A 24423-nucleotide genomic window follows, 5' to 3' on the forward strand; every position below is an offset into this window, starting at 1 on the left:
AGTTGATACTTTTTCAACAGCAGCTAAAAACATACCATAAATACACTATTCCATGAAATTTAAGATACTTTTAGCATTAATTTTTGTAAACCTTCTGCAGGCACAAAAATTTCAGTTTCCAAAGACAGCTGTAACAGACTCTCTTACACTGGAAAAACAGATGCCGGGACTTGCTCTTCAAGTGATTCCCCAGCTTCAGTCCGCAAAAAATAAACCGGAAAACAAGGTTGACCTTCTTGACAATCTTTTCCGTTTACAGATGGTAGCTCAGGATTATAAAAATTCGTTGGCTTCTCTGTCAGAAAACCGCAGTCTCTTTGCCGATCATAATATGGGAGACTATAGATATATGGGCTTTGAATTGTACAGTATGGCTAAACTGGCCCAAAAGGAAAGCAATATCACTTTTCCCGATGCACTTCGGAAAGCATTTAATCAAAAGTACGAAAGCCTTCCGGAAAAACTGCTTCCAAGACTGCCTCTTGCGGTTGACGGCAATGTAAAAGAATCCCGAAAGCAAATGAAGGAAATACTGGACAAGCAAAAGAACAAAGACAGTATTGATTACAAAACCGCTCTTGCATTATGCAAAAGCTATCTCAGCTACAAAACGTATTCAAGTATCAAACCTCAGGTGATGCAATTGCTGGCATCAAAAGACAAAGAAAAATTCATTATTGAGACCAAAGATCTTAAGATAAAAAACGGAAATACCTTAACAATTACCATTGTCAGAAAAAAAGGAGAGACTTCCCCACTTCCTGTTATTCTTACCAATAATATTTATGCAGGTCCATTTGATGAATTTTTTGGAAAGAGAGCTGCTACTTACAATTATGTAGGAGTTGTTGTTAATACCCGCGGCAAGCGAAACAGCAATAATGTAAATGATCCTTTTGAGCATGAATCAGAAGATATCTATGAGGTAATAGACTGGATAAGCAAACAACCATGGTGCAATGGAAAAGTAGGAATGATTGGCGGAAGCTATTTAGGTTTCAGCCAGTGGGCAGCTGTTAAAAAACTGCATCCGGCATTAAAGACGATTGTACCGCAGGTGGCTGTAGGAATCGGGATAGATTATCCTGCCCAGAATAATATATTTATGAGCTATATGCTGCAATGGATACAGTATGTCACCAACAATAAACTTACCGATGAAGTAGACTTTGGCAATTTCGCAAAATGGAATTTAATCAATACAGAATGGTATAAAAGTGGAAAATCATTCAGGGCTTTGGATACGATAAGCGGTAAAACCAGCAAAATTTTCCAACGATGGCTAGATCATCCGGGATATGATCAGTACTGGCAAAAAATGGTTCCTTACAAAGAGGATTTTTCTAAAATCAATATTCCAATTCTGACAACAACCGGATATTATGATGATGATCAGATTGGGGCACTGTATTATTTTAAGCAACATCATCAATACAATAAAAATGCAGATCACTATCTGGTAATAGGCCCTTATAATCATGGAGGGGCACAAAGTTTCGGATTTACTTATGTGAATGGAGATCCTATTGATCCTGTGGCCAGAATAAGTATAGATGACCTTGCTTTCTCATGGTTTGATTATATTCTTAAAGGAGGCAAAAAACCGGAAATCTTAAAAGACAAAATCAATTTTCAGGTGATGAATACCAATACGTGGAAACATGTTCCTGATCTTGACAGAATGCATACTGCCACTGTTAAATTCTATCTTCAGGACAAGAAAAATACCTCATCAGTGTTTAGCAAACCGGATACTCAAAATTTCACAAAACAGATTGTTGATTTTAAAAACAGAGATTTGAAGGACACTTATTACAAAATCAGTAAAAAAGACAGTATAAAAATGACCAATTCAATTGCTTTTGAAAGTGAAGTATTGGACAAGGATATGATCATCAGCGGAAATCTTTCAGGATTTTTCAATGTTTCTATCAACAAAAAAGACTTTGATGCGGATACATATCTGTACATGATTCAGCCGGATGGAAAATCTTCTTTATTATCAACCCACATTGTGAGAGCCAGCTATGCAAAGAACAATGAAGTAAGACAGCTTCTTGAACCCAATAAAATAGAGCAGATTCCCATTAACAATTCGTATTTCATGAGTAGAAAAATAGAAAAAGGAAGCAAACTGCTTTTATTAGTGGGGGTGAATAAAAGTCCTAACTGGCAGATCAATTATGGAACAGGCAAGGATGTAAGTGATGAAACGATAAAGGATTCGGGGGGTCCTCTGGAGGTAAAATGGTACAATGACAGCTATGTAGAACTCCCTGTTTATAAAGACTAAACCCTTTTGTTTGAGCATTTTTGCCTAAATGTTCTTAACAACTGTTAACATCAAAATAAAAAATCATTACATTTGCTTTTTTTCAAATCAAATATAAGTTATTGAATGAGTCAACTTTTTAGAAGAAAAATCTATTCAGATACAGATACTTCAACGGGGCTTTTAAGAGTCTTAGGTGTATGGGACATTGTATTTTTTGGTATTGCGGCTATTATAGGAGCTGGAAGTTTCAGCAGTTTGGGAGAGGCCGTTTTCAGAGGTGGCCCCGGTGTGATTCTTCTATATTTGATTTGTGGTTTTGCCTGTGGGTTTACCGCTTTATGTTATGCTGAATTTGCCAGCAGAATTCCTACCGCAGGTTCCGCCTATACGTATGCTTACGCCAGTTTCGGGGAATTAATTGCATGGGTTATCGGCTGGGCCCTGATCATGGAATATTCTTTCGGAAATATCTATGTAGCCTTTTCCTGGTCAGATTATTTTACCAGTTTCCTGGGACGTCTGGGAATGCATATCCCAGACTATTTGACCTGCAGCTATACAGAAGCTAGAAAAGCGGTTCAATATGGTTCCGAAAACAAAGAACTGTTAAACGCCTGGAAAACAGCACCATTAATCGGAAGTTTAAAATTCATTGTAGATATTCCGGCATTGGTTATCAATGGTTTGATTACATGGCTTTGTTATGTAGGAGTGAAAGAAAGTAAAAACTTCAATAACTCTCTGGTTATCTTAAAGCTAGGTGTAATTATACTGGTTATCCTTGTTGGTTTTTCTTATATCAATACTGAAAACTGGACCCCAGTAAGCCCTACAACCGGAACACCATCCTTTATGCCAAACGGCTTTGCCGGAGTAATGAGTGCAGTATCCGGAGTATTCTTCGCTTATATTGGATTTGATGCCTTAAGTGTACTTTCTGAAGAGACTAAAGATCCACAGAAAACCTTACCAAAAGGAATGATTATCTCTCTTGTATTGTGTACAGTGATCTATATTGCATTGACACTTGTATTGACAGGAATGGTGGATTATAAAAAGTTTGACGGCGTAGGAGATCCGCTTTCATTCATATTTGAAAAAACAAATGCCAATGTAGCCTGGATGGAACTTATCGTTTCCTTCGTTGCTATTGTTGCAATTACCACTGTATTATTGGTTTTCCAGATGGGACAGCCGAGAATCTGGTATGCGATGAGCCGTGACGGACTGATGCCTCAGAGATTCCAGAAGGTGCATCCCAAATATAAAACTCCTTCTTACGCGACTATTGTTACCGGAATTGTAGTGGGTATTCCTATCCTATTCACAGATAAAACATTTATCCTGGATTTTACAAGTATCGGAACTATTTTCGCATTTGTTCTGGTATGTGCAGGAGTGCTTATGCTTCCGGCGAAAGAAAAGATTAAAGGAAGATTTCACCTTCCATATGTAAATGGTAAAATCATTTTCCCTGTTGTTTTCATTGGTGGTTTGTTAGCTTTCTACAAGTGGCAGCCGGAATTTTTTGATAACCTGATGAACTGGTCAGATCCTAATGAAGGAGAATTCAGAGCTTCTATTTTCTTCTTTATTATCATCAACCTTATCTTATGTGTAGTAGCTTTTATCAAGAACTTATCATTGATTCCATTGGTTGGATTAAGCTCATGTCTGTATCTGCTTACGGGAATGAGCCATGAAAACTGGTTCTGGTTTGGGATGTGGTTCCTGATCGGTATGGTTATTTATTTCTGCTACGGATACAAAAACAGCAAACTTGGAAAAGAATTAAAGAATAGCTAAAAAATATTAGCAAAACTGTGAAAGGCAAAATGGCAAAAAAGTCGAATATTTGAACAGACTGATTTGCTATTTTGCCTTTTTTGTTTTTCATTCTAAAAAATCGGCCGAATTATTGCTTTAACTTCAACATAATCAATAAACTAACCCGCCATGGCCGAAAGAATCAAAACATACAGAGAATTTTATCAGTTTTACCTTACTGAACACAGTAAAACAGGAACCCGGATTTTCCATTTTATCGGAACATTGCTCGTATTTTTCGTGATAGGATATGTGATCAGTTCCGGAAAAGAAAGGTTTTTATGGTATATTCCCATTTTCGGATATGGGTTTGCCTGGTTCAGTCATGCTGTGATTGAGAGAAACAAACCGGCTACGTTTAAATATCCTTTATGGTCTTTAATCTCGGATTTCAGATTGTTTTTTGAACTTTTGATTGGTAAACAGAAATTCTTTACATCCAATAATCAGCCTCAGAATCAGGAATAATCTTACATTTTTTCTTGTCTTTTTTGCTTAAAATATTGGGTGTTGGGAAACGCGAAGGCGCAAGGGTTTATACGTTGCGTATATTTTTAGGCGCAAGAAAATCGAAGATTTTCAGCAAAATTATACGTTCTCAATTTTATCGAAGATAAAATCCTTGCGTCTTACATAGGCATGGTTTGTAAAAATCCTAGCGCCTTTACGTGTTACAAAAAACTTGTACTTAGTATTCCAAATTCTATTTCTCTATTGAGATTGCTTCGCCTTCGGCTCGCAAAGACTATAAGTGGATATTTGGATAAAGCTTCTTCCCTATCAGATATCCCAATGAAGGCAGAATAAATGACAATACAACAGGAATGATCAATGCCAGTCCTGAACCCTCAAGAATAATTGTTAAAGAGAAAAGATATCCATTATAAACAAGCAGTGCCAGCGTAAAGAAAAAACTGTCATTATTACTATTGGAAAGGATATTAAAATGGCTTCCAAACTGATCAAATAAACCGGAACAAACGAATAAGAAAACATTCACAAAAAACATCCACAGAACAGCTCTGTAGATCATCCCCTTTTTTGCATTCAGATATCCGGCAAAGATCAGAAAAAGGGATAAAATTCCTGAAACAAAAAAATCTACACCAGATAAATCTGTTTCACCGCCAGTTCTCCCAAAGAAATACATGGCATACAGAATAATATTAAGCAGATAGATTACCGTTACATAATTCATACATCAAAAGTTTACTATTGGCCGTTAGTATTTTTTTTCAAGGATATTATAATGAATGGTGTTTACCATTTTTTCAGCGAGAGCATCTCCTTTAACTGTAATGGGGTTGGGAATGTAACTTGAAAAAGTTATTGTGTTATCTTTATTCAGGGTTACTTCCACTTCTTCAAGGATATTCTGGTCATCTACATAAAACTGGATTCTGTTTTCTACGATTCTCCAAAAAGAAAGTCTTGGTTCAGATGGACTGCAGTCCCCTGTTTTCCCTTCTACATAATTATAAATAGCGTATCCGTCTTCCCTGATGGCATAATTTCTCATCAGACGACAGTTATCAAATTCTTTTACCACTTTCTTTTTATTCTCATAAAATCCGGCTTCCTTTAGTTTCCAGAACCCTGTAACGTCTTCTTTCTTTAATTTCTGGGCATTAATACCAGAAACTGCAATAAGAAAAGCAAGAGAAAATATCTTCTGCATAGATGAATCTGTGTTTTTTATGTGATTTAAATGAATATATAATAATTTGGATAAAGATTTTCAGCGGGTGGCTCCGCCGCCCGCTGAAAATCTAAAATTTGAACCTTGAACTTTAAACTCAGTAATTATTTAAATTTCTTCTTAAAACTGAATTTAAGTCTATTCATCAGTCCCGGTTCTATGATGTCAATTCCAATTCCGAAATTGCTGTCTGCAATGGTGTGATGATCTGTTCTGAACTTTTCAAACTCACTTTGCGGAATTTCAAGATTGATCAGAGGGTTGTATTCAATGTATACACTTGCTCCATTTTTACTCACTTTTTTACGGCTTTTATAGTCGAAATACGGATTGGCAATGGTACATTCCTGAATGGTATATTTTTCTTCTGTATCAATTTTATGATCTGTATGCAGATTGATTTCATATTTCTCACTGTCGAAATTATGCCAGAATGGTAAATCTTTATGCATAAAATCTCTTGCACCTGCCTTTATAACATTTCTGTCAAAATACATAAGAAAACGGTTGTTCTGCGGATCTACAAAATATGGATTTTCAATGACAGCGGTGTATTGAATCTTTACTTCATTCAGTCTTTTATTATCACTTACCACATCAATAGAGGCATCTTTGAATACATTTCTGACATCTGTACCATTCCTGTCACCTGCATAATTAAGCGCATAGAAAAGAAAACCGTTCCAGCTGTCTATAATTTCCCTTTTGTTGGTGCTTTTAAAATATCTTCTCATGGCATTGGCCCTGCTTCCTTTGTAAGTGGTTGACAAAGTAAATTTTCCAACATTCCCCTGTGCATTAAAATCTACTTTTTCATCAATACAGAAATAAGGAAACTGATAAGGTTTTCTTACCTGCAGCTCCTGATCTTTTTTCACTTCCAGATAATGCATAAAATACATGAATCCTCTGTTTTCAATCAGTCCGAATTCATCGCGGATTGTAGCATCAATAAAGTATTCCTGACCTTTATAATTCACCTTCACAACAACATGATTGAAACTTAACAGTGACGGAAGGTAATATTTGATATAATAATCTGTATTGAAATTCACCAGTACAACAGAAGCATCCACACCAATATAATCAAGGATCACTTTTAATAAAACTGATTTCGCTTTACAGTCTCCCTGCTTATTTTCATAGGTTACAGATGGTGCCTGCGGTTTATGCCCATTCATTTCATCTGCATTGAAGATATAATAAATGTGATTCTGAACATACTCTATGGCAAACTGAAGTTTTTCCCCCTGATCAGTAATAGCATCCAGCTTTTCAATCAGGTTCGGAGCAAAATCCTGCAAAGAAGAGCTATTGAAAATCTCATCATAAAGAGGCACAATATAATTGGAAAGATCTTTCCAACTGCTTTCTGTAGCAAAATCCACATAAGGGAAAATTTCCCGTCCGGAATCTACAGGATTAATATAATTCTGCTCTTCTATGACAAACCTTTCTCCTTTTTTCAAATGATTCACTTCCGGTTCCAGAACATTGCCCTGCTCGTCTCTGAAAAATGTTTTTTTATAGGCAATCGTCTGTTCACGTTCATTGATAAAAGTGAATGCAAAATTGCCATATGCCCAGTAATTATCCGGACTTACCCATACATATTTTGAGAATTCTTTTCTTAAGAAATCCCGGTCTGTAAATTCTTTAATCCTTGAATCTTCTAAAATCAGTACATCATACAGCCTGAGATCTTTGATGGTAATATTGATTTTTTTATTACTGCTCAAAACGCCTCCACTACTTTGATTCTCACTGTCAAGAACCTTAATTTTCGTATCCGGAATCTTATCAATCAAAACGCCATCTCTCAAAACGCTGATTCTGTGAATCTGATAGACTTCATTCTCTTCCACAATGACATCAGAAACCGACGCTCTTTCCAGGTTTCCAGGTTCGTTCAGGGTATATGCCATGCAGACATATTCACTGTTTTCTTTATTGCTTGTATAGTATTTTTTGTCTAAAAAGTAGCAGTAATCACGACCTTCATCAATTTGTCTCTTGGCAAATTCGGAGTCTTTGATTCGGTTTTTTATTTCCTCATCCCCGATATTTCCTGCCCACATTTCAGGTTTTTGAATCCTGTAATTTTCAACTTGCATTTGATTTTCCATATTTATTGTAAGAATTATGTTTTGTGGTTAGTGTTTAAGAACTTCAAATTAAACGATTAAAAAAGTAAAAAGCAATAGCAGAAGTACTACAAATTCAAGAAAACCAGGTTCGGCATGGTAATTGCGAGGTATGGGGAAAAAAATCAAGTTTATGAAAAGTATCGCAACAATTCTAAAAGGGGCAGCACCCGCATTAGCATTATTCGCAATGACGCAATGTACAACAACAGCCAATGCATCAGCAGGTGATGAAAAAACATTCATCGTAGGACCACAAACAGCAGACTGTACAGGCGTAGCTCCTATGAAATGTCTGCAGGTAAAAGAAAACGCTTCCGGAGACTGGACCAATTTCTATAGCAACATTGAAGGATTTACTTATGAACCGGGATATGAATATGTTTTAAAAGTAAAAACAGAAAACATTGCCAATCCACCAGCTGACGGATCATCTATAAAATATACATTGGTAAAGCAGGTTTCTAAAACAAAAAAGAAAGAAATGGCATCCAATGAAAAAACACTTATCGTAGGACCACAAACTGTAGACTGTTCTGCAGGAGCCGGCCGTATGAAATGCATGCAGGTAAAAGAAAATGCTTCGGAAAACTGGACCAATTTCTACAGCAGCATTGAAGGATTTACTTATGAGCCGGGTTACGAATATGTTTTAAAAGTAAAAACAGAAAAAATCGAAAACCCTCCGGCAGACGCCTCTTCCATCAAATATACACTGATAGAACAGGTTTCTAAAACGAAAAAATAATAAAAAAGCTTCTGAAAATTTCAGAAGCTTTTTTATTATTTTAAAATCCGGATTCTTTTTGAGGAGGATCCGGATATTTACCTTTACTGGCCTCACCAACTGTATTTGCAGTAGTCATAGCTACTACAAGATCGTTCAGCATGCTGCTGGCTGCTGTAGGTGAATTGGGAAGAAGAACCAGGTTACTTCTGTTACTTGCACCTATGGAATGTAATGTATCATAATGCTGTGTCACAACAATAAGTGCTGATGCTTCATGTGAATTGATCTCTACATTGTTCAGCATTCTTACAGATTCTTCAAGTCCTTTTGCAATTTCTCTTCTTTGATCAGCAATCCCCTGCCCCTGCAGTTTTTTAGATTCTGCCTCAGCTTTGGCAACGGCAACAATTCTGATTCTTTGGGCTTCTGATTCGTATTCTGCAGCTGTTTTTTCTCTTTCCGCCGCGTTAATTCTGTTCATTGCATGTTTTACCTGTTCATCCGGATCAATATCGGTAACCAAAGCTTTGATAATATCATACCCATAGCTATTCATAGCCTCCTGAAGTTCACTTTTCACAGCAATTGCCACATCATCTTTTCTTACAAAAACATCATCCAGTTTCAATTTCGGAACCTCAGCTCTTACCACATCAAAAACAAATGAAGTAATTTGATTTTCAGGATTTTCCAAACGATAATAAGCATCTCCTACCTGACTTCTGATCACCTGATACTGAACAGAAATTTTCATTTTGATGAAAACGTTGTCTAATGTTTTGGTATCAATCATAACATCCAGCTGCTGAATTCTCAGATTCAGTCTTTTAGCGATCTGATCTATGATAGGCAGCTTAAGGTGAAGGCCGGAATGTTTTACAGCACGGAATTTTCCAAAACGCTCGATAATCGCTGCGGTTTCCTGCTTAACCACAAAGAACGAAGCGAATAAAATGATTAACCCGAAGAAAATAACGGGTGCTAAATATATTCCCATAGTTTTTAATTTTTTAATAAGTCGTAATAAATCATGTTTTGTTAAACATTTTATTGGTATTTGCTTAAATATATGAAAAATAAATGTAAAATTTGACACACGATCATCTAATAATGGAGCTTATAAATGATTGATCATTTTTAAATTAAAATTATTCCGAAAAAAACTTACTTTTGAATATTCATTACACACAATGGCCGATTCCAAAGAAGTATTAAAGGATCATATCTCAAAATTCACTACTCTTACAGGAGAGCAGTTCGATTATGTTTTTGAACATTTTAACCTGATTACTTTAAAGAAAGGACAAAGCCTGATCTCAGAAGGTGATTTCGTAAATCATGAATATTTTGTTCTGGAAGGATGTCTGAAAGCATTTTATCTTAATGACAGCATGAAAATGTTTATCCTTCAGTTTGCCATGCCTACCTGGTGGGTGACAGATTTTGATGCGCTTTACAATAAAACAAGGGCCACCATCAATGTAGATTGTATTACCAACGCAACGATCCTGTCTATTTCCAACGAAGACAGGGAAAAAATCTGCAGTGAAATTCATGAAGTTGAGCATTTTTTCAGATGGAGAACCAATAAAGGCTATGTAGCGGCACAGAAACGTCTGCTTTCTTTCATGAATAATGATGCTAAATTCCGGTATGAAGAACTTTTAGCCATGTATCCTCAATTGTACAATCTGGTTCCTAAACATCTGATTGCCTCTTATCTTGGAGTAACCAGAGAAACCCTGAGCAGGCTTCATCAATAATCAACATCTTTACAGCTGTTCCTTCTCTCCTATTTTGTGAGGTACATCACGTAACTTTTTCTTTTGTTCGGCTGAACTTTGTGTCATTAATTAAACCCAATAAAAATGGACACAAAAAATTTCAAAGTCAATAAAGAAAACAGCACGATCGACTGGATCGGAAGAAAAGTAACCGGAGCCCACAACGGAACAATTGGTGTAAAAGAAGGAAACTTCAGATTTGAAGATGGAAAACCCGCATCTGGAAAATTTGTCATTGATACCCGCTCCATCAAAATCCTTGATATTGAAGATGCTGAAACCAACATACAGTTTGCCAATCACCTGGCTTCTGATGATTTCTTCAATTCTGAACAATTTCCTGAAGCTTATTTCGAAATCACTCATACAGAACCTGGTGATCAGAATCAGTATTACGTAACCGGAGATCTTACCATAAAAGGGATTACTCATTCTATCGACACAAGTCTGCAGATTGTAACTACGGATAATACGGCTATTTTAGATACTAAAATCGTAGTCGACAGAACTAAATTCAATATCAAATTCAGATCCTCCAATTTCTTCACTAATCTTGGTGATACGCTGATCTACAACAATTTTGATTTAAATATTCATCTTGTTGCAGAAGCTTATTAATTCTATTCATCTTAAAAATTTACCATCATGCCATTCATTAAAGTAGATGTGCTTCGCGAAGATCTTAACCGCGAAACAAAACAACAATTAATCAGAAAAATAAGTGAAGCTGTAACTTCAGTTTTGAATAAGGATCCTCATTTAACCCATATTGTGATCAATGAAATTGAAGATGATAACTGGGGATATGCCGGAGAACAGGTTTCAGTCTTAAAAGAACAGGGATTTTCAACAGAAAAAAAATAAACAGAACATGAAAAAGCAAACGATAATCGTAACAGGGGCCTCTTCAGGAATAGGATTGGAAACAGCGCGTTATTTCTTAGACAGAGGCGATAATGTCATCATTAATTCACAAACAGCATCCAAACTAGAGGCAGTTTATCATGAACTTGGAGGTGGAGAAAATCTGGCAATGGTTGCCGGAAATGTATCTGAAAAAGCAACAGGAGAAGCCTTGGTAAAAACAGCACTTGAAAGATTCGGATCCATTGATGTACTTGTCAACAATGCAGGAATTTACGAGAACAAACCTTTTCTGGACGTAACCGAAGACTATCTTGATCGTTTTTTAACCACGAATTTAAAAGGAACATTCTTTACAACACAGGCTGTAATTCCTCAGATGATCAAACAAAAAGACGGTGTGGTGATCAATGTAGGAACACCATTGGTATATCATGCCATTGCGGAGTCTCCTTCTACAGCACCTATTTCAAGCAAAGGAGCTATTCATGCTCTGACTTTACAATTGGCGGCAGAGTTTGGAAAAGAGAATATCAGAGTCAATACAATTGCTCCGGGACTGATCAGAACTCCAATGCATGATGCAAATCTTGACAACAATGCCGGAATACACCTCATCAACCGTATTGGGGAACCGGAAGAAGTTGCTCAGATGATTCATGCTGTTGCTAAAAATAAATTAATTTCCGGAGCCATCATCAATGTTGACGGGGGAATGGGAGCCGGACATCATTTATCATGAAACTATCATTAATTATAGCGTGGCTGTTCAGCTTTCCGTTGAGCGGCCATGCACAAAATGTAAAGGATATGAAAACCAATCAGGCACCAGAAACTGAAATAAGAAATGTCATAGAGAATTATTATTTCAAAGGAATTTATGAAGGAAATACAGACCTTCTTAAAAAGGCTTTCTATGAAGGAGCTTTGCTTTTCGGAGATGTAGATGGAGTTCCCTATTTTAAAACTGCAGAACAATATATTGAGGGAGTTGGAAACCGTGTAAGTCCGGAAAAATCCGGAAAGGGATTTAAAGCAGAAATCCTTTCCATTGACGTCATTAATTCGATTGCTACGGTGAAATTAAATGTAAGAATGTATGATTTTAATTATTATAATTTCATAACTTTCAATAACATAGATGGAAGATGGCTCATCGTTAACAAGACATTGACCAATGTATACCCTTAATTCAAATTTTAATTAAAAATCAACAAAATCATGTGGAATAAAAATAGAATTACAGAATTATTGGGTATTGAATATCCTATTCTGCAAGGTCCTTTTGGCGGAGGTCTTTCTACGGTTGAACTGACAACAACAGTGAGTAATCTTGGCGGATTAGGCGGATTCGGAGCGTATACTCTATCACTGCAGGAAATTTATGATATTCACAAAGAAATACAAACGAAAACAGATAAACCTTACAATCTTAATCTTTGGGTAAACGATCACGATATTATTGATGAAAAGCATACAAAGGAGCAATATCAAAAGGCAATTGAAATTTTCAAACCTTATTTTGAACTTTTAGAGACAGAAATTCCTGCACCTCCACCCTCTTTTGAATCAAGATTTCAGAATCAGCTGAATGTAATTTTTGATATTAAGCCTAAAGTTTTCAGTTTTATGTTTGGTTTACTGGATGAAAATATCATCGAAGATCTTCATCGGCAGGGAACTGTTGTTTTGGGAAATGCAACCACCTTAAATGAAGCTGTTGCTCTGGAAAAAATCGGAGTAGACGTTATTGTGGCTTCCGGTTTTGAGAGTGGCGGCCACCGCCCTTCTTTTCTGGATCAGGCTGAGCTTTCTACAACAGGAACTTTTGCTTTGATTCAACTGATAAAGGACAAGGTAAGAATTCCAATAGTTGCAGCAGGAGGTATTGCCAACGGCCGTGGAATTGCCGGAGCTTTCCAGCTGGGTGCAGAAGCGGTACAGATCGGAACAGCATTTCTGGCCACTGAAGAGTCCGGAGCTTTACCCATTCACAAAGAGTTTTTATTTTCTGAGGCTGCAAGATCTACCACTCTCACCAGAGCGTATACCGGAAGATTAGGACGCGGAATTACTACAAAAATCTCACGAGATGTATTGACCGCCACTGACAAAACATTACCGTTTCCTTTGCAGACTCATTTTATGGGTGTACTCAGAAAGGCAGCTCTGGAACAACAGAAGAATGATTTGGTATTTTTCTGGGCTGGTCAGATTGCTCCGCTTTTAAAGCATAAAAAAGCCTCCACTTTAATGAAATCATTAATAGAAGAGGCTTCTGAATTATTGAATAAATAGAATCTACACGGTCATCCCGATGTCTATTCCTTTAATTTTTCTATATAAATCGGTAGCATAATTATCCGTCATTCCTGAAACAAAATCAATGACTCCAAGAACTTTCTGATAATCGGTGCCATCATTGTAAATGAATTGCTTTGGAATTAATTTCAAAGCTTTTTCATCATAGGACTTTCTACTATCTTCCGGTTTCAGAATGGAAGGAATAAAATGATCAAGCAATTCATACATTACATTATAGCCTGCATTTTCAATTTCCACAACCGCTTTATGGTTATAAATTTTTTCTACAGAGAAACTTGCAATATCCTGTAATGCTTTATTTTCCTTTTTATAAATATCCAGTAAACCGTTGCTCAGGTTTCCTTCAAGGATGGTCTCAAAGTTGTATTTGTACATCTCAATCGACTTATTGATCAAAGCATTGATTACTTTTGCTCTTAAATAAGAAATCTGTTCATTTTCATTGGAAATAGAACTTAACTTTGTTTCAATTCTCTGAACATCATCCGTCTCCGATTTTACCAGTTCAAAAAATAAATTTTTGCAGTCTGCTGTTGAAACAATTCCCAATCTGTGGGCATCTTCCATATCAATGATATTATAACAGATATCATCTGCCGCTTCTACCAGCCATACAAATGGATGTCTCTTGAAAATATGAGGTTCTTCACTTTCAGAAATAAGCTGAGTTCCTTTCGCTATTTCAAGAAATATATCTTTTTCATTCTGAAAAAAACCGAATTTCTTCCTGTGAATAATTCCTTTTTTCTTGGCTACCGCCTCACATGGATATTTTGCAATACTTGCCAGTGTAGAGAACGTAAGCTGAATACCTCCCGCATCTTTCCCTTGTTGTTGCTGTGCCAATACTCTGATTGCATTGGCATTTCCTTCAAAATTCACCAGATCCGCCCACTCTTTTTCATTGAATTTTGATTTCAGGTCTTTTTCATTCCTTTCAAAATAGCTCGCAATGGCATCTTCTCCGGAATGTCCGAATGCCGGATTTCCCACATCATGACATAAACATGCGGCGGCAATTACGTTTCCTAAATTATAGAGATAAAAATTCTTTGAATCTTCAGTAAGTTCACTTTTAAAATCTTCAGCAATGAATTCACCGATAATACTTCCTAGACTTCTTCCTACAGACGATACTTCTAAAGAATGTGTAAGTCTGTTATGTACAAAAACACTTCCGGGAAGAGGAAAAACCTGCGTTTTATTCTGCAGTCTTCTGAAAGCAGAAGAGAAGATAATTCTGTCGAAATCCCTTTGAAAATCAGTTCGTGAAGCCTTAGTCTGCGGATTGTTTCCTGTACGTTGATTGGTGAAAATCTGGTTTAAATTCATCATTTTTCAAAATTACTCCAAATTTTAATTGTATGGAATAGTATTTAGATTTTTATTAAACAGATCTGTCATTCAAAAAATCTATAATAGTAAACGTTTTTTAGGGATCGGAAAGATTAAAGAAATATTCTACATTTGATGCAATTAATACAACCGAAGAATACTTATCATTCTTCTTTATCCAAATTTTAAAATTCTTTTACAATGACGGACAACACATGGCTCAACAGATGGGACGAAAGGTATAGCAGCGAAGAGTTTGCTTATGGAACAGAACCCAACAATTATCTTAGAGAAAAGCTTACTCAATTAACTCCAGGCAAAATACTCTTCCCCGCAGAAGGTGAAGGCCGAAATGCTGTTTTTGCTGCAACACAGGGATGGGAGGTTTCAGCTTTCGATATCAGTGCCAATGGCAGAAATAAAGCGTTACAGCTTGCAGAACAACTGGGAACTACGATTGATTATCAGGTTGGAGAACTTTCAACACTCAATTATCAGGAACAACAGTTTGATGCCATTGCTCTTATTTACGCTCATTTTCCGGGTGATATTAAATCTTCTATCCATCAAATGCTGAATCAATATCTGCGTAAAGGCGGGTTTCTTATTTTTGAAGCTTTCAGTAAAAGTCATCTCGAATATATTGCAAAAAATGAAAAGGTAGGCGGTCCAAAAGATATTGAATCCCTCTTTTCTATTGAAGAAATTAAAGCTGATTTTCCGGATTATGATAGTATTGAATTAACTGAAACAGAAATAGAACTTAATGAAGGATTGTTTCATAATGGAACAGGTTCTGTGATTCGTTTTGTGGGACAGAAGCTCACCTGATTTTAGGTTTTGGCTAAAGCCCGTTAAATTGAATAGTTTTCCACCACAGATTACGCGGATTTTCACAGATGATGATGTATATTTTATGGGGAACAGAAATTTTGAAAGATTTTATTACTCATCACTTATTATCCATTACTCATTTTACCTCAGTCTGAGTTCAGAAGTCCTCCGGCAAATTTTGTGAAAAAATCGGATCTGTATACTTCTCCAAGGGGAATCTCGGAGTCTTCGATGTATATATTATGATTGTCGAATGAATCAATATAATTCATATTCACAACGTAGGATTTACTGACTCTGATGAAGGTTTCACCGGAGATTTTCTGATGAATGGTTTTTAAATTCATTGCAGTAATAAGCTTTTGCTGCTTTGTATGAATGACCACATAATCTTTAAGCCCTTCTATAAATTTAATATCTGAAAAACTGATTTTATAGAACCTCCGCTCTGCTTTGATAAATAAAAAGTCTGCAGTATTAGATTCTACTGTATTTTTAACAGTGTCTTTGGACAGAAGTTCAGTATAAAGCACTGCCTTATCAATTGCTTTTTCCAGTCTTTGGGGATCAATAGGTTTCAGCAGGTAATCTACCGCTTCCAGCTCATAGCTCTTCAATGCGTACTGGGAATAGGCTGTTGTAAAGATGATCAGTGATTTTTTGGGAAGCATTTCTGCAAACTCAAGACCTGTCACCATTGGCATTTCTATATCAAGAAAAATAAGATCTACCTCATTATCTTTAAGAAAATCAAGAGCAGATGGCGCATTAGAAAATTCACCAAGGATATCAATACTGGAAATTTCAGTGATTAGCGATCTCATTTCGGACCTTGCCAAAGGTTCATCATCAACTATAATACAATTCATCACACGGGAATTTTTAAATTTACAATATATTCTTTTTCATCTGATTCTATTTGAAGATCAAAAGTGTCATTATATAGAAGCTCCAGCCTTCTGGTGATATTAGCAAGCCCAAGTCCGCTGTTTTTTTTGTCTGAAACACTGTAACCCGCACTCCTTGAATTGACACACATAAAATGAAGCTGTTTGTTCCAAATATTGATTTCTATTTTCACATACGACTCTCCTCCACTGAGATCTACACTATGTTTGACCGCATTTTCAACGAAAGTAGTAAACAAATTGGGTGGAATAAATGTACTGCTGATCATTCTTTTGTCAGCATCGGTCTGAATATCAAAAGAGAAGTTGTCACGCCTTATTTTTTCAAGGTTTAAAAAATTAGACAGGAAATCAATTTCTGAAGCCAGCAGTGTCTTTTCTTCACTGTTTTCGTACAGCTGATATCTTAGGAATTCGGAAAGTTTTACAATTACTACTGAAGCTTTTGCGGGGTCAGTTCTGATCAATGCTTTTACATTATTCAGCATATTAAACAGAAAATGTGGATTGATCTGGTTTCTCAGTTCATTCAGTTCCATGTTCAGTGTAAGGTTACTCAGCTCACTGATCCTTTTATTATCACTGATCCATTTCTGCAGAAGTTTTATTGTTGTGGTGGTGAGAATAATCGGAATGCACATCAGGACCCCTTCATAGATTCCTCCTCTTTCATTATCTTTCGGAATGTACTGTGTTCTAAAGTCTTCAAAAAGATGTCTGAAACTATACCCAATAAAATTAAGGCCTACAACTCCCATCAGAACAAGCAATACGAGATAGGTAAGGTATTTTGTTTTAAAGAAAAACCAGGGAACCAATACATATATATTAATGTAAACCATTGCAATCAGAATAATATACACAAAGAATAAAACATAGTATTGATATATTCCCGAATACCAATGCCAGAATCTCGCGCTGTACAGCAGAAAGAAAAAGAAGATCAGAAACAGCAGATGCCTTCGGAGCCCATATTTCGCTTCCACCAAAAAATCCATTACAAAGGTTTCTTCAAATTTCTGCGGACTGTATTTCATACGATAGGCTCATTTTATCATTAACAAAAATAGACAATAACGGAATTTACAACTATTTTATTATACGAAACCTGTATTTTATTATACCAATTATAACACCCTCGGTTTTTGTATAAAATCCCGGCCATTTTGTATAAAAACAAATTCACGCTATATTTTTCTCTATTCCTTTGTGCTTGTAAAATGAACACATATGGAATTAACAGCTTTTCATGAATTAACTCAGGAAATATCATTAGAATGTTTCTTTATGACGGAATCTCAACAGGAAGAAAAAGTAATACAGCTTATTGATTTGCACCATTTTGTAGAATGTTTTGATCCGAAAATTAAAATTATCAGCTATCTCCACCATCCTATTAATATTATAGAACGTCAGGGAAATACAATAGGAATCCTGTTTTGTGACCTAAAACATTCTGCTGTGCCAGACAGCAATGCTTCCGAAGAATTCAGAAGGAGATACGGGCTTTCAGAACTCTGGTTTGTTTTTGTAGAGGAAACTTATATTCCGGATGCAGCGGGCTATACAGATGCAATTATTGAAAACAGCCTGGATATTTTCTATGAGAAGATTTTCAGCTTTAATTTCTTCCAGTCTATTATTCAACCTTTAAAATAAACTACCCATGAAAACATTGAGAAGAGTACTTGTCCCACTGGCAATACTCCCTTTAAAAAACATAACGTATGCCCAGAAAAAGGACAGTATTCCTTTGAAGGTGCGTGCTTTTTTTGCTGATAAAATTCCACAGGCACGGAACTTCAATGTCGAATACACCATTGTTACTCCATCCTCTTTTTCTTCGCAGCTTCAGGGGCAGGATCTTCCGGACAATAAGGTAAAAAGCTTTCAGCAGATGAAGGCAGATGCCAATATTTACTTTATTAAAAAGAGAAACTGGCTTCTGAGTACAGCATTGAACTATCGTTATACTTCGATCAGGAACGAAAACCCTGTCATCCCCGGAACTGAAACGGAGGAAAACTTTCACTATCATTCGGAAGCGGTTAATCTGAGCTATTTTTCAAGGTTATTCAAAAAGACAGCGATATATTCAGCCAGCATTTCTGTGGATGGGAGTGATCAGCATTTTGAACGCATCAGAGGATTGGTAACTGCTTCGTTGATTTTAAAAGCAACTCCAAAAACAAAAATGTCTCTCGGACTGGCCGGTATTATCGATCCTAGTTCCCAAATCCCCATACTGCCTATCTTCACCTATGAAAACAGATTCAACAACGGATGGGTATTGGACGTTCTGCTTCCGAAGAAAGTATTGATCCGGAAAGATATTTTCTCCAACGGCAGAATTTCTCTGGGAACAGAAATGGATAATACATCCTTTTATACCTATCGTAATAATAATACCTATGAATTCCGGCAGACTGCCCTCAATTCAGGGGCAATTTATGAACATAATCTTGGAGGAAACTTTATAGGAACTTTTAAAACCGGGCTCAGAGCAAATATCAACTCCAGGGCATTTAATAAACAGGATTCCTTTAATGATTATATCTGGAAAGGAACTTATAAGCCTTCATTCTATTTCAGTGCCGGAATTTCTTATAATCCTTTTGAAAGAAAAAAATCAAAATAAACTCAACAAGCCCATTCTCAGTTTTAATTTTTACAATATCTGAACTTATTATCAATATTTGCATATCAGAAGATTAAAAGAAAATTAAAATTTTCTTCCCTCTCCATTTAACCATTCCTTAAAAATACAATCAAAAACACAGCTGAATATAAGCTGTTTCAAAATTCAAGGATTCCCTTCTCCTTAAGAAAACTCTTATTACTGCATGCACATAACCGATGAAAATGATTTAGGAACTTAAACTTATTAAAAACAGAACATGGCAGTACCCAAACAAATCTTTCAGACTTTCAAGACGAAAAAGCTTCCTTTGATTACCCGATATCACATCTGGAAAATGAAAAGAAAGAATCCTGAATACCGCTATTTCTTTTATGATGATCAGGATATAGAGAAATTTATCGCTGAAGAATTCCCTCCGGAATATATTGAAAATTATCGTAAACTGGCTATAGGGGCTTCAAAAGCAGACTTCTTCAGATACGCCGTTTTATATAAAAAAGGCGGAGTATACCTGGATATAGACAGCAGCATTATAAGACCTTTTAAACACCTCATTCATGAAGACGATGAAGCTGTGATCAGTGTAGAAAGACACGAAAATCTCTATGTTCAATGGGCACTTATTTTCAATAAAAATCATCCTTTTCTAAAGAAAACATTAGAATTGATGATTGATAATATAAAAAACCACCGCTATCCACATGACGTACATGCTACCACAGGCCCTACTGTTTTCAGTAAAGGAATCAGAGAATCATTAGAGGAAAATCCGGCAATTCCCTTTAGACTATTTCAAGGCATTGAGTTCCGTGGATATTTAAGGTTTAAATACAAACTGGGAAAGTTCTTTTTATACAAATCAAGGTCTCAGCATTGGAAACAAATGCAAAAGCGTCAGGAGATTATTTTTTAATGCGTTCCCATTTTTGAAAATACATTAATAATAATCACCCCGATAACAATAAGAGCAATACCAATAATTGCCGGAAGATCAGGAATCTGTTTAAAGGCAATTACCCCAATCAATGTTATAAAAACAATTCCCACTCCGGACCAGATTGCATAGGTAATTCCTACAGGAATCTGACGAAGCGTGAGACTTAGAAAATAAAAAGCACAGGCATATCCTATGACAGTTACTACGGATGGCCATAGCTTGGAGAATTCCTCAGATTTTTTCAGAAAACTAGTAGCGATGATCTCAAATACAATAGCTAGAGCAAGAAAAATATAACTGCGTCCCATAAATTTATTCTTTGTACAAAAGTAACAAAAGCACGCCGGTACTTCCAAAAGGGAATATTGAGAAAATTCTCTGTTGATCCAAAGACAGCAAAGGTTTCTCTGTCTTTATTACGCTACAAAAGTCTCAGTTTTTAAGCCATCAATTCTACGACAATACTTCTCAAAGGCACTTAATTCATCTTAAGTGCTTTGTTTTTAGCCACATTCAGTATTATAAAAGTTTTGAAAAGTATGCCATTCTGCAAAATTATTTTTCCGATCTGGCACAAAAAAATATTTCTCCATGTCATGAAATGTGACACATGACAAAAATTCCGAATGAAAAACGAGGCTAAAAATAAATTTTCTTAACATAAAAATCCTTTTCACGTGAAAAATTCACACTCAAAAAAAGTGGTTTAAAACAATATTATGCCAAGCATTATTTATTATTTGTTTTATCAACTCCAATATAGAAGTCGAGAAACGGTTAACGTTTTCACATAATTTTACAGAGAGAATAATAAAAGTATTAATAAATTCTCAATAATGCATTAATTTAATGTAAACAAAAATTAACCAATAAATGAACTTCAACCTCGTAAAACACTGATATACATCATAAGTATTTACTTTGGCACGTGATTTGAAAGTAGTAATATTGCAATTGAAAGATTGATAAAAAAAAGTCAAATAATTAAAAATAATACAAAATGGTAACTTATATCGGTATCGTAACAGGTTTAGTAGTAATCACTTCATATTTCATGACAGTAAGAAGAGAAAGAAACTAATTTAAAATAAAACAAGCCTATAGAAAATCTATACTAATTATATTGTTTTATGTTTTTAGTCTGAGAGATCGGATTGCTCTTTTACCATCGGGTAAAAGGGCCCAAAAACATAAACCACAAAATCTTAGTTTCATAACAAATTTTAATATCCAAATGAGAAAAGCCAGTCGCAAGTCTGGCTTTTCTTTTTTATTACGGAGTTTCGTAAAAGTGCAAATTGTTTATAGCCTACAGGTTCTTTAGGCTTCCATTCATCATTTATAGTTCATCATTCATTTTACGCTGGCCTAGCTGTTTATTATTATTCAGGATTTTCCCTGACATTTAATAAAGCTTTATCTTTGTTTATTCAATAATCATTTATTATCATCATGAGTCTGTACAATCTTATTATCCAGGATAAAGAACAAGTAAACCTTAACGAAGTATTTCTTGACAGCAAGAACAAGGAGCATCTTGTACAGCTTATCAAGGAACACAATTATATTAAAGAGCTGCAGGAATACGGCCTTCCGGTTAATAATAAGATTTTGCTTCAGGGAAGTTCAGGATGCGGAAAAACAATGACAGCAAAGGCTGTTGCCAATGCTTTAGGAAAAAATATCATGATCCTGAATCTGAGCAACATCGTTTCATCACGTATCGGCGAAACTTCTCAGAATATTAAAATGATCTTTGATAAAGCAGCAAGAGAAAGATCTGTCCTTTTTTTGGATGAGCTGGATCAGATCGGGAAAGCAAGAGGAAGTGATGATAAGGATGTAGGTGAAATGAGAAGACTGGTGAATACGTTGATTCAATTAATTGATTATTATCCTGAGCATTCACTTTTACTTTGTGCTACCAATCACCCTGAGATTATTGATACGGCTCTGCTAAGACGTTTTCAGTTAAAGATCAATTATGAAATGCCTTCTGCCGAAATTCTGGATGTGTTTTACGATCAGTTACTGGCACAGTTTCCTGAGGAAATGAGAAAAGTTGAAAGAAAGTATTCTATTTCTTTTGCGGAAGCGAAAGACTATGCCTTAACAGCCGTTAAAGCAGCTTTAATCAAAAAACTGGAAGCAAAAATAGTGGAGAATTGAGTTAACTAAATTAATTGCCAAAATTATGCGAATCCGTTTTCCTGGAAACAAATTTTTTCTTTATTAAAAAACATCAATTTAGTTAAGCACTGAATTAAGACCCATTTTGAATTTGAAAATTTATTAATTTTAAAACACTGGAATAAACACAAATGGACGATAATTTTTTACTCAATCAGCTCACCAGGTCATTTTTTAATTTGTTTACCAATGCTAATGGAAACAAACCGGACTTTGAAAGTATTGATGATATTTGTTTAAATGAAACAGTAATCATCAAAAAGGATAAAGACAACGAAGAAGTGTATACCCTTGAAAGTTTTATTACTCCAAGAAAAAGAATTCTAACAGACGGAACACTTACCGAATTTGAGGAATATGAAGTACATGAGGAAACAAAAATAGTCAACAATATTGCTCAACGCTTTTCTAAATACCAAAAACATGGCTACCTTAATGGTAATTATTTTGAAGAAAATGGTACTAAATTTTTTCAGTACGTTAAGACCGCAAAAGGCTGGAAAATAAATTCAATTATTTGGGAAGATGAAAATATTTAGAATAAGACAAAAATGATGTATGAACATAATGAATGTTGTGCAGATTTAAACGTGAAAACAGTTGAAAAGAAAACATTCCATCATGAAAGAAGACATTCTCCACAATCTTGCCATTATTAATAACCGGATAAAAACTGCCTGTGAACGATCCGGAAGAAACCTTAATGATGTTAAATTATTGCTGGCCACCAAAACCGTTTCTGCAGACCGTATCAAAATTGCTTTAGAAAACGGACACATGTTAATTGCAGAAAACAAAGTACAGGAATTGAAGGAGAAATATGACGACTTAAAAGACATTCCTCATGACAATCACTTTATAGGACATCTTCAGACTAATAAAATTAAAGATATACTGAAATATGATGTTACCTGCCTTCAGTCTTTAGATCGTCTGGAGCTGGCGGAAAAACTCCATCAAAAGCTTTTGGCTGAAAACAGAACGATTGATGTTTTAATTCAGGTGAATACTTCCAATGAAGAGAGTAAATTCGGAGTTGATCCCAGTAAAGCGATTGAACTTACCCGAAAAATTTCCGGTTTCTCTACATTAAAAATAAAAGGTTTAATGACAATTGGCCTGTTCAGTGCGGAAACAGAAAAAGTAAGAGTTTGTTTTAAAATTCTGAAAAATCTTCAGCAGGAAATCCTCCATGAACATATTCCGAATGTAGAAATGAAAGAGCTTTCTATGGGAATGAGCGGAGATCTGGAAACTGCCATTGAAGAAGGAGCGACCATTGTACGGGTAGGAACCGCAGTTTTTGGAGCCAGAATCTATCCGGACAGCTACTATTGGAATGAGGATAAAACGAATACAAAAGCATAAAATTATATGTTCCCATTTACTTATACTTTTGAAAGAGAAATTATCACAGACAAAACATCTGATCAGGTTATTTATACAACCCGTGATATATTGCGAGAAAAAAAGGTTCAAAACATTCTTTATGGACCTGGATTTGTTTATTTCAATGAAGGCTTTCCCAGAGCGAGAAGCAATAATGATTACTTATCCTTAATTGATGATGGAAAGTTTACCTATAATGAAAATACTAAGATATTGACTTATAAAGTAAAATTATGGAAACTACATTTATTTGCATTTGTGTTTCTTATCATTACGATGATTTATTTTGAAGGTTTCTTTGGGAAACTGCTTCCTGTTTTCGGACTTCTGGTCAATCATTTATTCTCTTATTTTGGAAGCCAAGGTTTAATTGAAGAAATCACCCATAAGCTTAATTATCTTTCATAATCTTACACTCCTACTTATTTGCTGGCAGCTATTAAAGTAATTCCCCCAAAACAACACGTTTTTTAGTCTACAAATTCGGTATACTTTTTGCTGTAAAACTTTAAGAACCAAACCAATACATGTATGACAAAAA

General features: G+C 35.5%; 26 protein-coding genes. 18 read left to right on the forward strand and 8 right to left on the reverse strand.

Translation table 11 applies throughout. The features are described 5' to 3' along the window. Positions 1 to 52: 52 nt before the first annotated feature. From FW780_RS05515 to FW780_RS05525, 3 genes are all read left to right on the forward strand, one after another. Positions 53 to 2293: a CocE/NonD family hydrolase gene (locus FW780_RS05515; RefSeq protein ID WP_149832574.1), complete on the forward strand. Its 2241-nt coding sequence runs from the start codon at positions 53 to 55 to the stop codon at positions 2291 to 2293. 105 nt (positions 2294 to 2398) lie between these two features. Beyond that, a complete protein-coding gene (locus tag FW780_RS05520; RefSeq protein ID WP_149832575.1) occupies positions 2399 to 4081 on the forward strand; it encodes an APC family permease in 1683 nt (560 codons plus the stop codon). 150 nt (positions 4082 to 4231) lie between these two features. Beyond that, positions 4232 to 4570, forward strand: a complete 339-nt coding sequence (locus FW780_RS05525) for a DUF962 domain-containing protein (RefSeq protein ID WP_149832576.1) — start codon at positions 4232 to 4234, stop codon at positions 4568 to 4570. A gap of 277 nt (positions 4571 to 4847) precedes the next feature. Here the strand turns inward: FW780_RS05525 and FW780_RS05530 are convergent, their stop codons facing one another. From FW780_RS05530 to FW780_RS05540, 3 genes are all read right to left on the reverse strand, one after another. Continuing rightward, the gene (locus tag FW780_RS05530) at positions 4848 to 5300 is read right to left on the reverse strand and encodes a hypothetical protein (protein WP_149832577.1); all 453 of its coding nucleotides are present in this window, start codon (positions 5298 to 5300) and stop codon (positions 4848 to 4850) included. A gap of 24 nt (positions 5301 to 5324) precedes the next feature. Beyond that, on the reverse strand, positions 5325 to 5780 hold the full coding sequence (locus tag FW780_RS05535) for a lipocalin-like domain-containing protein (protein ID WP_149832578.1): 456 nt from the start codon (positions 5778 to 5780) through the stop codon (positions 5325 to 5327). A gap of 125 nt (positions 5781 to 5905) precedes the next feature. Further along, positions 5906 to 7927 carry a hypothetical protein gene (locus FW780_RS05540; protein ID WP_149832579.1) on the reverse strand — a complete coding sequence of 674 codons (2022 nt, stop codon included), beginning with the start codon at positions 7925 to 7927 and terminating at the stop codon, positions 5906 to 5908. Between the two features lie 151 nt (positions 7928 to 8078). Here FW780_RS05540 and FW780_RS22630 point away from each other — a divergent pair, with 151 nt between their 5' ends. After that, positions 8079 to 8693, forward strand: coding sequence for a DUF4377 domain-containing protein (locus FW780_RS22630; RefSeq protein ID WP_149832580.1), 615 nt, complete (start codon positions 8079 to 8081; stop codon positions 8691 to 8693). Positions 8694 to 8733: 40 nt separating this feature from the next. Here the strand turns inward: FW780_RS22630 and FW780_RS05550 are convergent, their stop codons facing one another. Continuing rightward, on the reverse strand, positions 8734 to 9672 hold the full coding sequence (locus FW780_RS05550; protein WP_149832581.1) for an SPFH domain-containing protein: 939 nt from the start codon (positions 9670 to 9672) through the stop codon (positions 8734 to 8736). Between the two features lie 193 nt (positions 9673 to 9865). On the opposite strand from FW780_RS05550, the gene FW780_RS05555 reads away from it, so the two are divergent. From FW780_RS05555 to FW780_RS05580, 6 genes are all read left to right on the forward strand, one after another. Next, a complete protein-coding gene (locus FW780_RS05555; protein ID WP_149832582.1) occupies positions 9866 to 10438 on the forward strand; it encodes a Crp/Fnr family transcriptional regulator in 573 nt (190 codons plus the stop codon). Between the two features lie 105 nt (positions 10439 to 10543). Next, positions 10544 to 11077, forward strand: a complete 534-nt coding sequence (locus tag FW780_RS05560; RefSeq protein WP_149832583.1) for a YceI family protein — start codon at positions 10544 to 10546, stop codon at positions 11075 to 11077. A gap of 27 nt (positions 11078 to 11104) precedes the next feature. Beyond that, positions 11105 to 11323, forward strand: coding sequence for a tautomerase family protein (locus FW780_RS05565; protein ID WP_047377560.1), 219 nt, complete (start codon positions 11105 to 11107; stop codon positions 11321 to 11323). 7 nt (positions 11324 to 11330) lie between these two features. Further along, entirely contained in the window at positions 11331 to 12065 is a 735-nt protein-coding gene (locus FW780_RS05570; protein WP_149832584.1) for an SDR family NAD(P)-dependent oxidoreductase, read from the forward strand. After that, complete coding sequence (locus FW780_RS05575) at positions 12062 to 12514, forward strand: nuclear transport factor 2 family protein (RefSeq protein WP_149832585.1); 453 nt, start codon at positions 12062 to 12064, stop codon at positions 12512 to 12514. The genes FW780_RS05570 and FW780_RS05575 overlap by 4 nt, the downstream gene beginning before the upstream one ends. A gap of 30 nt (positions 12515 to 12544) precedes the next feature. Beyond that, positions 12545 to 13621: an NAD(P)H-dependent flavin oxidoreductase gene (locus tag FW780_RS05580; protein WP_149832586.1), complete on the forward strand. Its 1077-nt coding sequence runs from the start codon at positions 12545 to 12547 to the stop codon at positions 13619 to 13621. A gap of 3 nt (positions 13622 to 13624) precedes the next feature. Here the strand turns inward: FW780_RS05580 and FW780_RS05585 are convergent, their stop codons facing one another. Beyond that, positions 13625 to 14980 carry a deoxyguanosinetriphosphate triphosphohydrolase gene (locus FW780_RS05585; RefSeq protein WP_149833816.1) on the reverse strand — a complete coding sequence of 452 codons (1356 nt, stop codon included), beginning with the start codon at positions 14978 to 14980 and terminating at the stop codon, positions 13625 to 13627. Between the two features lie 204 nt (positions 14981 to 15184). Between FW780_RS05585 and FW780_RS05590 the strand changes: the two genes are divergently transcribed. Continuing rightward, positions 15185 to 15814, forward strand: coding sequence for a class I SAM-dependent methyltransferase (locus FW780_RS05590; protein WP_149832587.1), 630 nt, complete (start codon positions 15185 to 15187; stop codon positions 15812 to 15814). A gap of 149 nt (positions 15815 to 15963) precedes the next feature. Here FW780_RS05590 and FW780_RS05595 read toward each other — a convergent pair whose 3' ends face one another. After that, a complete protein-coding gene (locus FW780_RS05595; protein ID WP_149832588.1) occupies positions 15964 to 16686 on the reverse strand; it encodes a LytR/AlgR family response regulator transcription factor in 723 nt (240 codons plus the stop codon). Beyond that, a complete protein-coding gene (locus FW780_RS05600; RefSeq protein ID WP_149832589.1) occupies positions 16686 to 17762 on the reverse strand; it encodes a sensor histidine kinase in 1077 nt (358 codons plus the stop codon). Before FW780_RS05600 ends, FW780_RS05595 begins: the two co-directional genes overlap by 1 nt. Positions 17763 to 17955: 193 nt before the next feature. On the opposite strand from FW780_RS05600, the gene FW780_RS05605 reads away from it, so the two are divergent. From FW780_RS05605 to FW780_RS05615, 3 genes are all read left to right on the forward strand, one after another. Beyond that, positions 17956 to 18384 carry a hypothetical protein gene (locus tag FW780_RS05605; protein ID WP_149832590.1) on the forward strand — a complete coding sequence of 143 codons (429 nt, stop codon included), beginning with the start codon at positions 17956 to 17958 and terminating at the stop codon, positions 18382 to 18384. A gap of 7 nt (positions 18385 to 18391) precedes the next feature. Continuing rightward, complete coding sequence (locus FW780_RS05610) at positions 18392 to 19363, forward strand: hypothetical protein (RefSeq protein WP_149832591.1); 972 nt, start codon at positions 18392 to 18394, stop codon at positions 19361 to 19363. A 259-nt stretch (positions 19364 to 19622) separates the two neighbouring features. Next, positions 19623 to 20279 (forward strand): glycosyltransferase family 32 protein, encoded by a 657-nt coding sequence (locus FW780_RS05615; protein ID WP_149832592.1) that lies wholly within the window; start codon positions 19623 to 19625, stop codon positions 20277 to 20279. Here FW780_RS05615 and FW780_RS05620 read toward each other — a convergent pair. Continuing rightward, positions 20276 to 20611 carry a DMT family transporter gene (locus FW780_RS05620; protein WP_149832593.1) on the reverse strand — a complete coding sequence of 112 codons (336 nt, stop codon included), beginning with the start codon at positions 20609 to 20611 and terminating at the stop codon, positions 20276 to 20278. The two genes, FW780_RS05615 and FW780_RS05620, sit on opposite strands and share 4 nt — an antisense overlap. 1144 nt (positions 20612 to 21755) lie before the next feature. Between FW780_RS05620 and FW780_RS05625 the strand changes: the two genes are divergently transcribed. From FW780_RS05625 to FW780_RS05640, 4 genes are all read left to right on the forward strand, one after another. Further along, a complete protein-coding gene (locus FW780_RS05625) occupies positions 21756 to 22472 on the forward strand; it encodes an AAA family ATPase (RefSeq protein WP_149832594.1) in 717 nt (238 codons plus the stop codon). A gap of 152 nt (positions 22473 to 22624) precedes the next feature. Beyond that, positions 22625 to 23032, forward strand: a complete 408-nt coding sequence (locus FW780_RS05630) for a DUF4440 domain-containing protein (protein ID WP_149832595.1) — start codon at positions 22625 to 22627, stop codon at positions 23030 to 23032. 82 nt (positions 23033 to 23114) lie between these two features. Beyond that, entirely contained in the window at positions 23115 to 23861 is a 747-nt protein-coding gene (locus FW780_RS05635) for a YggS family pyridoxal phosphate-dependent enzyme (protein WP_149832596.1), read from the forward strand. Positions 23862 to 23867: 6 nt separating this feature from the next. After that, entirely contained in the window at positions 23868 to 24290 is a 423-nt protein-coding gene (locus FW780_RS05640; protein ID WP_149832597.1) for a hypothetical protein, read from the forward strand. Positions 24291 to 24423 lie beyond the last annotated feature (133 nt).

Source organism: Chryseobacterium sediminis, from assembly GCF_008386505.1.
Classification (GTDB): Bacteria; Bacteroidota; Bacteroidia; order Flavobacteriales; family Weeksellaceae; genus Chryseobacterium; species Chryseobacterium sediminis.

Coding starts and splice junctions, on each gene's coding strand:
- FW780_RS05515 (WP_149832574.1), top strand. CDS start 53: ATGAAATTTAAGATACTTTTAGCATTAATTTTTGTAAACCTTCTGCAG.
- FW780_RS05520 (WP_149832575.1), top strand. CDS start 2,399: ATGAGTCAACTTTTTAGAAGAAAAATCTATTCAGATACAGATACTTCA.
- FW780_RS05525 (WP_149832576.1), top strand. CDS start 4,232: ATGGCCGAAAGAATCAAAACATACAGAGAATTTTATCAGTTTTACCTT.
- FW780_RS05530 (WP_149832577.1), bottom strand. CDS start 5,300: ATGAATTATGTAACGGTAATCTATCTGCTTAATATTATTCTGTATGCC.
- FW780_RS05535 (WP_149832578.1), bottom strand. CDS start 5,780: ATGCAGAAGATATTTTCTCTTGCTTTTCTTATTGCAGTTTCTGGTATT.
- FW780_RS05540 (WP_149832579.1), bottom strand. CDS start 7,927: ATGGAAAATCAAATGCAAGTTGAAAATTACAGGATTCAAAAACCTGAA.
- FW780_RS22630 (WP_149832580.1), top strand. CDS start 8,079: ATGAAAAGTATCGCAACAATTCTAAAAGGGGCAGCACCCGCATTAGCA.
- FW780_RS05550 (WP_149832581.1), bottom strand. CDS start 9,672: ATGGGAATATATTTAGCACCCGTTATTTTCTTCGGGTTAATCATTTTA.
- FW780_RS05555 (WP_149832582.1), top strand. CDS start 9,866: ATGGCCGATTCCAAAGAAGTATTAAAGGATCATATCTCAAAATTCACT.
- FW780_RS05560 (WP_149832583.1), top strand. CDS start 10,544: ATGGACACAAAAAATTTCAAAGTCAATAAAGAAAACAGCACGATCGAC.
- FW780_RS05565 (WP_047377560.1), top strand. CDS start 11,105: ATGCCATTCATTAAAGTAGATGTGCTTCGCGAAGATCTTAACCGCGAA.
- FW780_RS05570 (WP_149832584.1), top strand. CDS start 11,331: ATGAAAAAGCAAACGATAATCGTAACAGGGGCCTCTTCAGGAATAGGA.
- FW780_RS05575 (WP_149832585.1), top strand. CDS start 12,062: ATGAAACTATCATTAATTATAGCGTGGCTGTTCAGCTTTCCGTTGAGC.
- FW780_RS05580 (WP_149832586.1), top strand. CDS start 12,545: ATGTGGAATAAAAATAGAATTACAGAATTATTGGGTATTGAATATCCT.
- FW780_RS05585 (WP_149833816.1), bottom strand. CDS start 14,980: ATGAATTTAAACCAGATTTTCACCAATCAACGTACAGGAAACAATCCG.
- FW780_RS05590 (WP_149832587.1), top strand. CDS start 15,185: ATGACGGACAACACATGGCTCAACAGATGGGACGAAAGGTATAGCAGC.
- FW780_RS05595 (WP_149832588.1), bottom strand. CDS start 16,686: ATGAATTGTATTATAGTTGATGATGAACCTTTGGCAAGGTCCGAAATG.
- FW780_RS05600 (WP_149832589.1), bottom strand. CDS start 17,762: ATGAAATACAGTCCGCAGAAATTTGAAGAAACCTTTGTAATGGATTTT.
- FW780_RS05605 (WP_149832590.1), top strand. CDS start 17,956: ATGGAATTAACAGCTTTTCATGAATTAACTCAGGAAATATCATTAGAA.
- FW780_RS05610 (WP_149832591.1), top strand. CDS start 18,392: ATGAAAACATTGAGAAGAGTACTTGTCCCACTGGCAATACTCCCTTTA.
- FW780_RS05615 (WP_149832592.1), top strand. CDS start 19,623: ATGGCAGTACCCAAACAAATCTTTCAGACTTTCAAGACGAAAAAGCTT.
- FW780_RS05620 (WP_149832593.1), bottom strand. CDS start 20,611: ATGGGACGCAGTTATATTTTTCTTGCTCTAGCTATTGTATTTGAGATC.
- FW780_RS05625 (WP_149832594.1), top strand. CDS start 21,756: ATGAGTCTGTACAATCTTATTATCCAGGATAAAGAACAAGTAAACCTT.
- FW780_RS05630 (WP_149832595.1), top strand. CDS start 22,625: ATGGACGATAATTTTTTACTCAATCAGCTCACCAGGTCATTTTTTAAT.
- FW780_RS05635 (WP_149832596.1), top strand. CDS start 23,115: ATGAAAGAAGACATTCTCCACAATCTTGCCATTATTAATAACCGGATA.
- FW780_RS05640 (WP_149832597.1), top strand. CDS start 23,868: ATGTTCCCATTTACTTATACTTTTGAAAGAGAAATTATCACAGACAAA.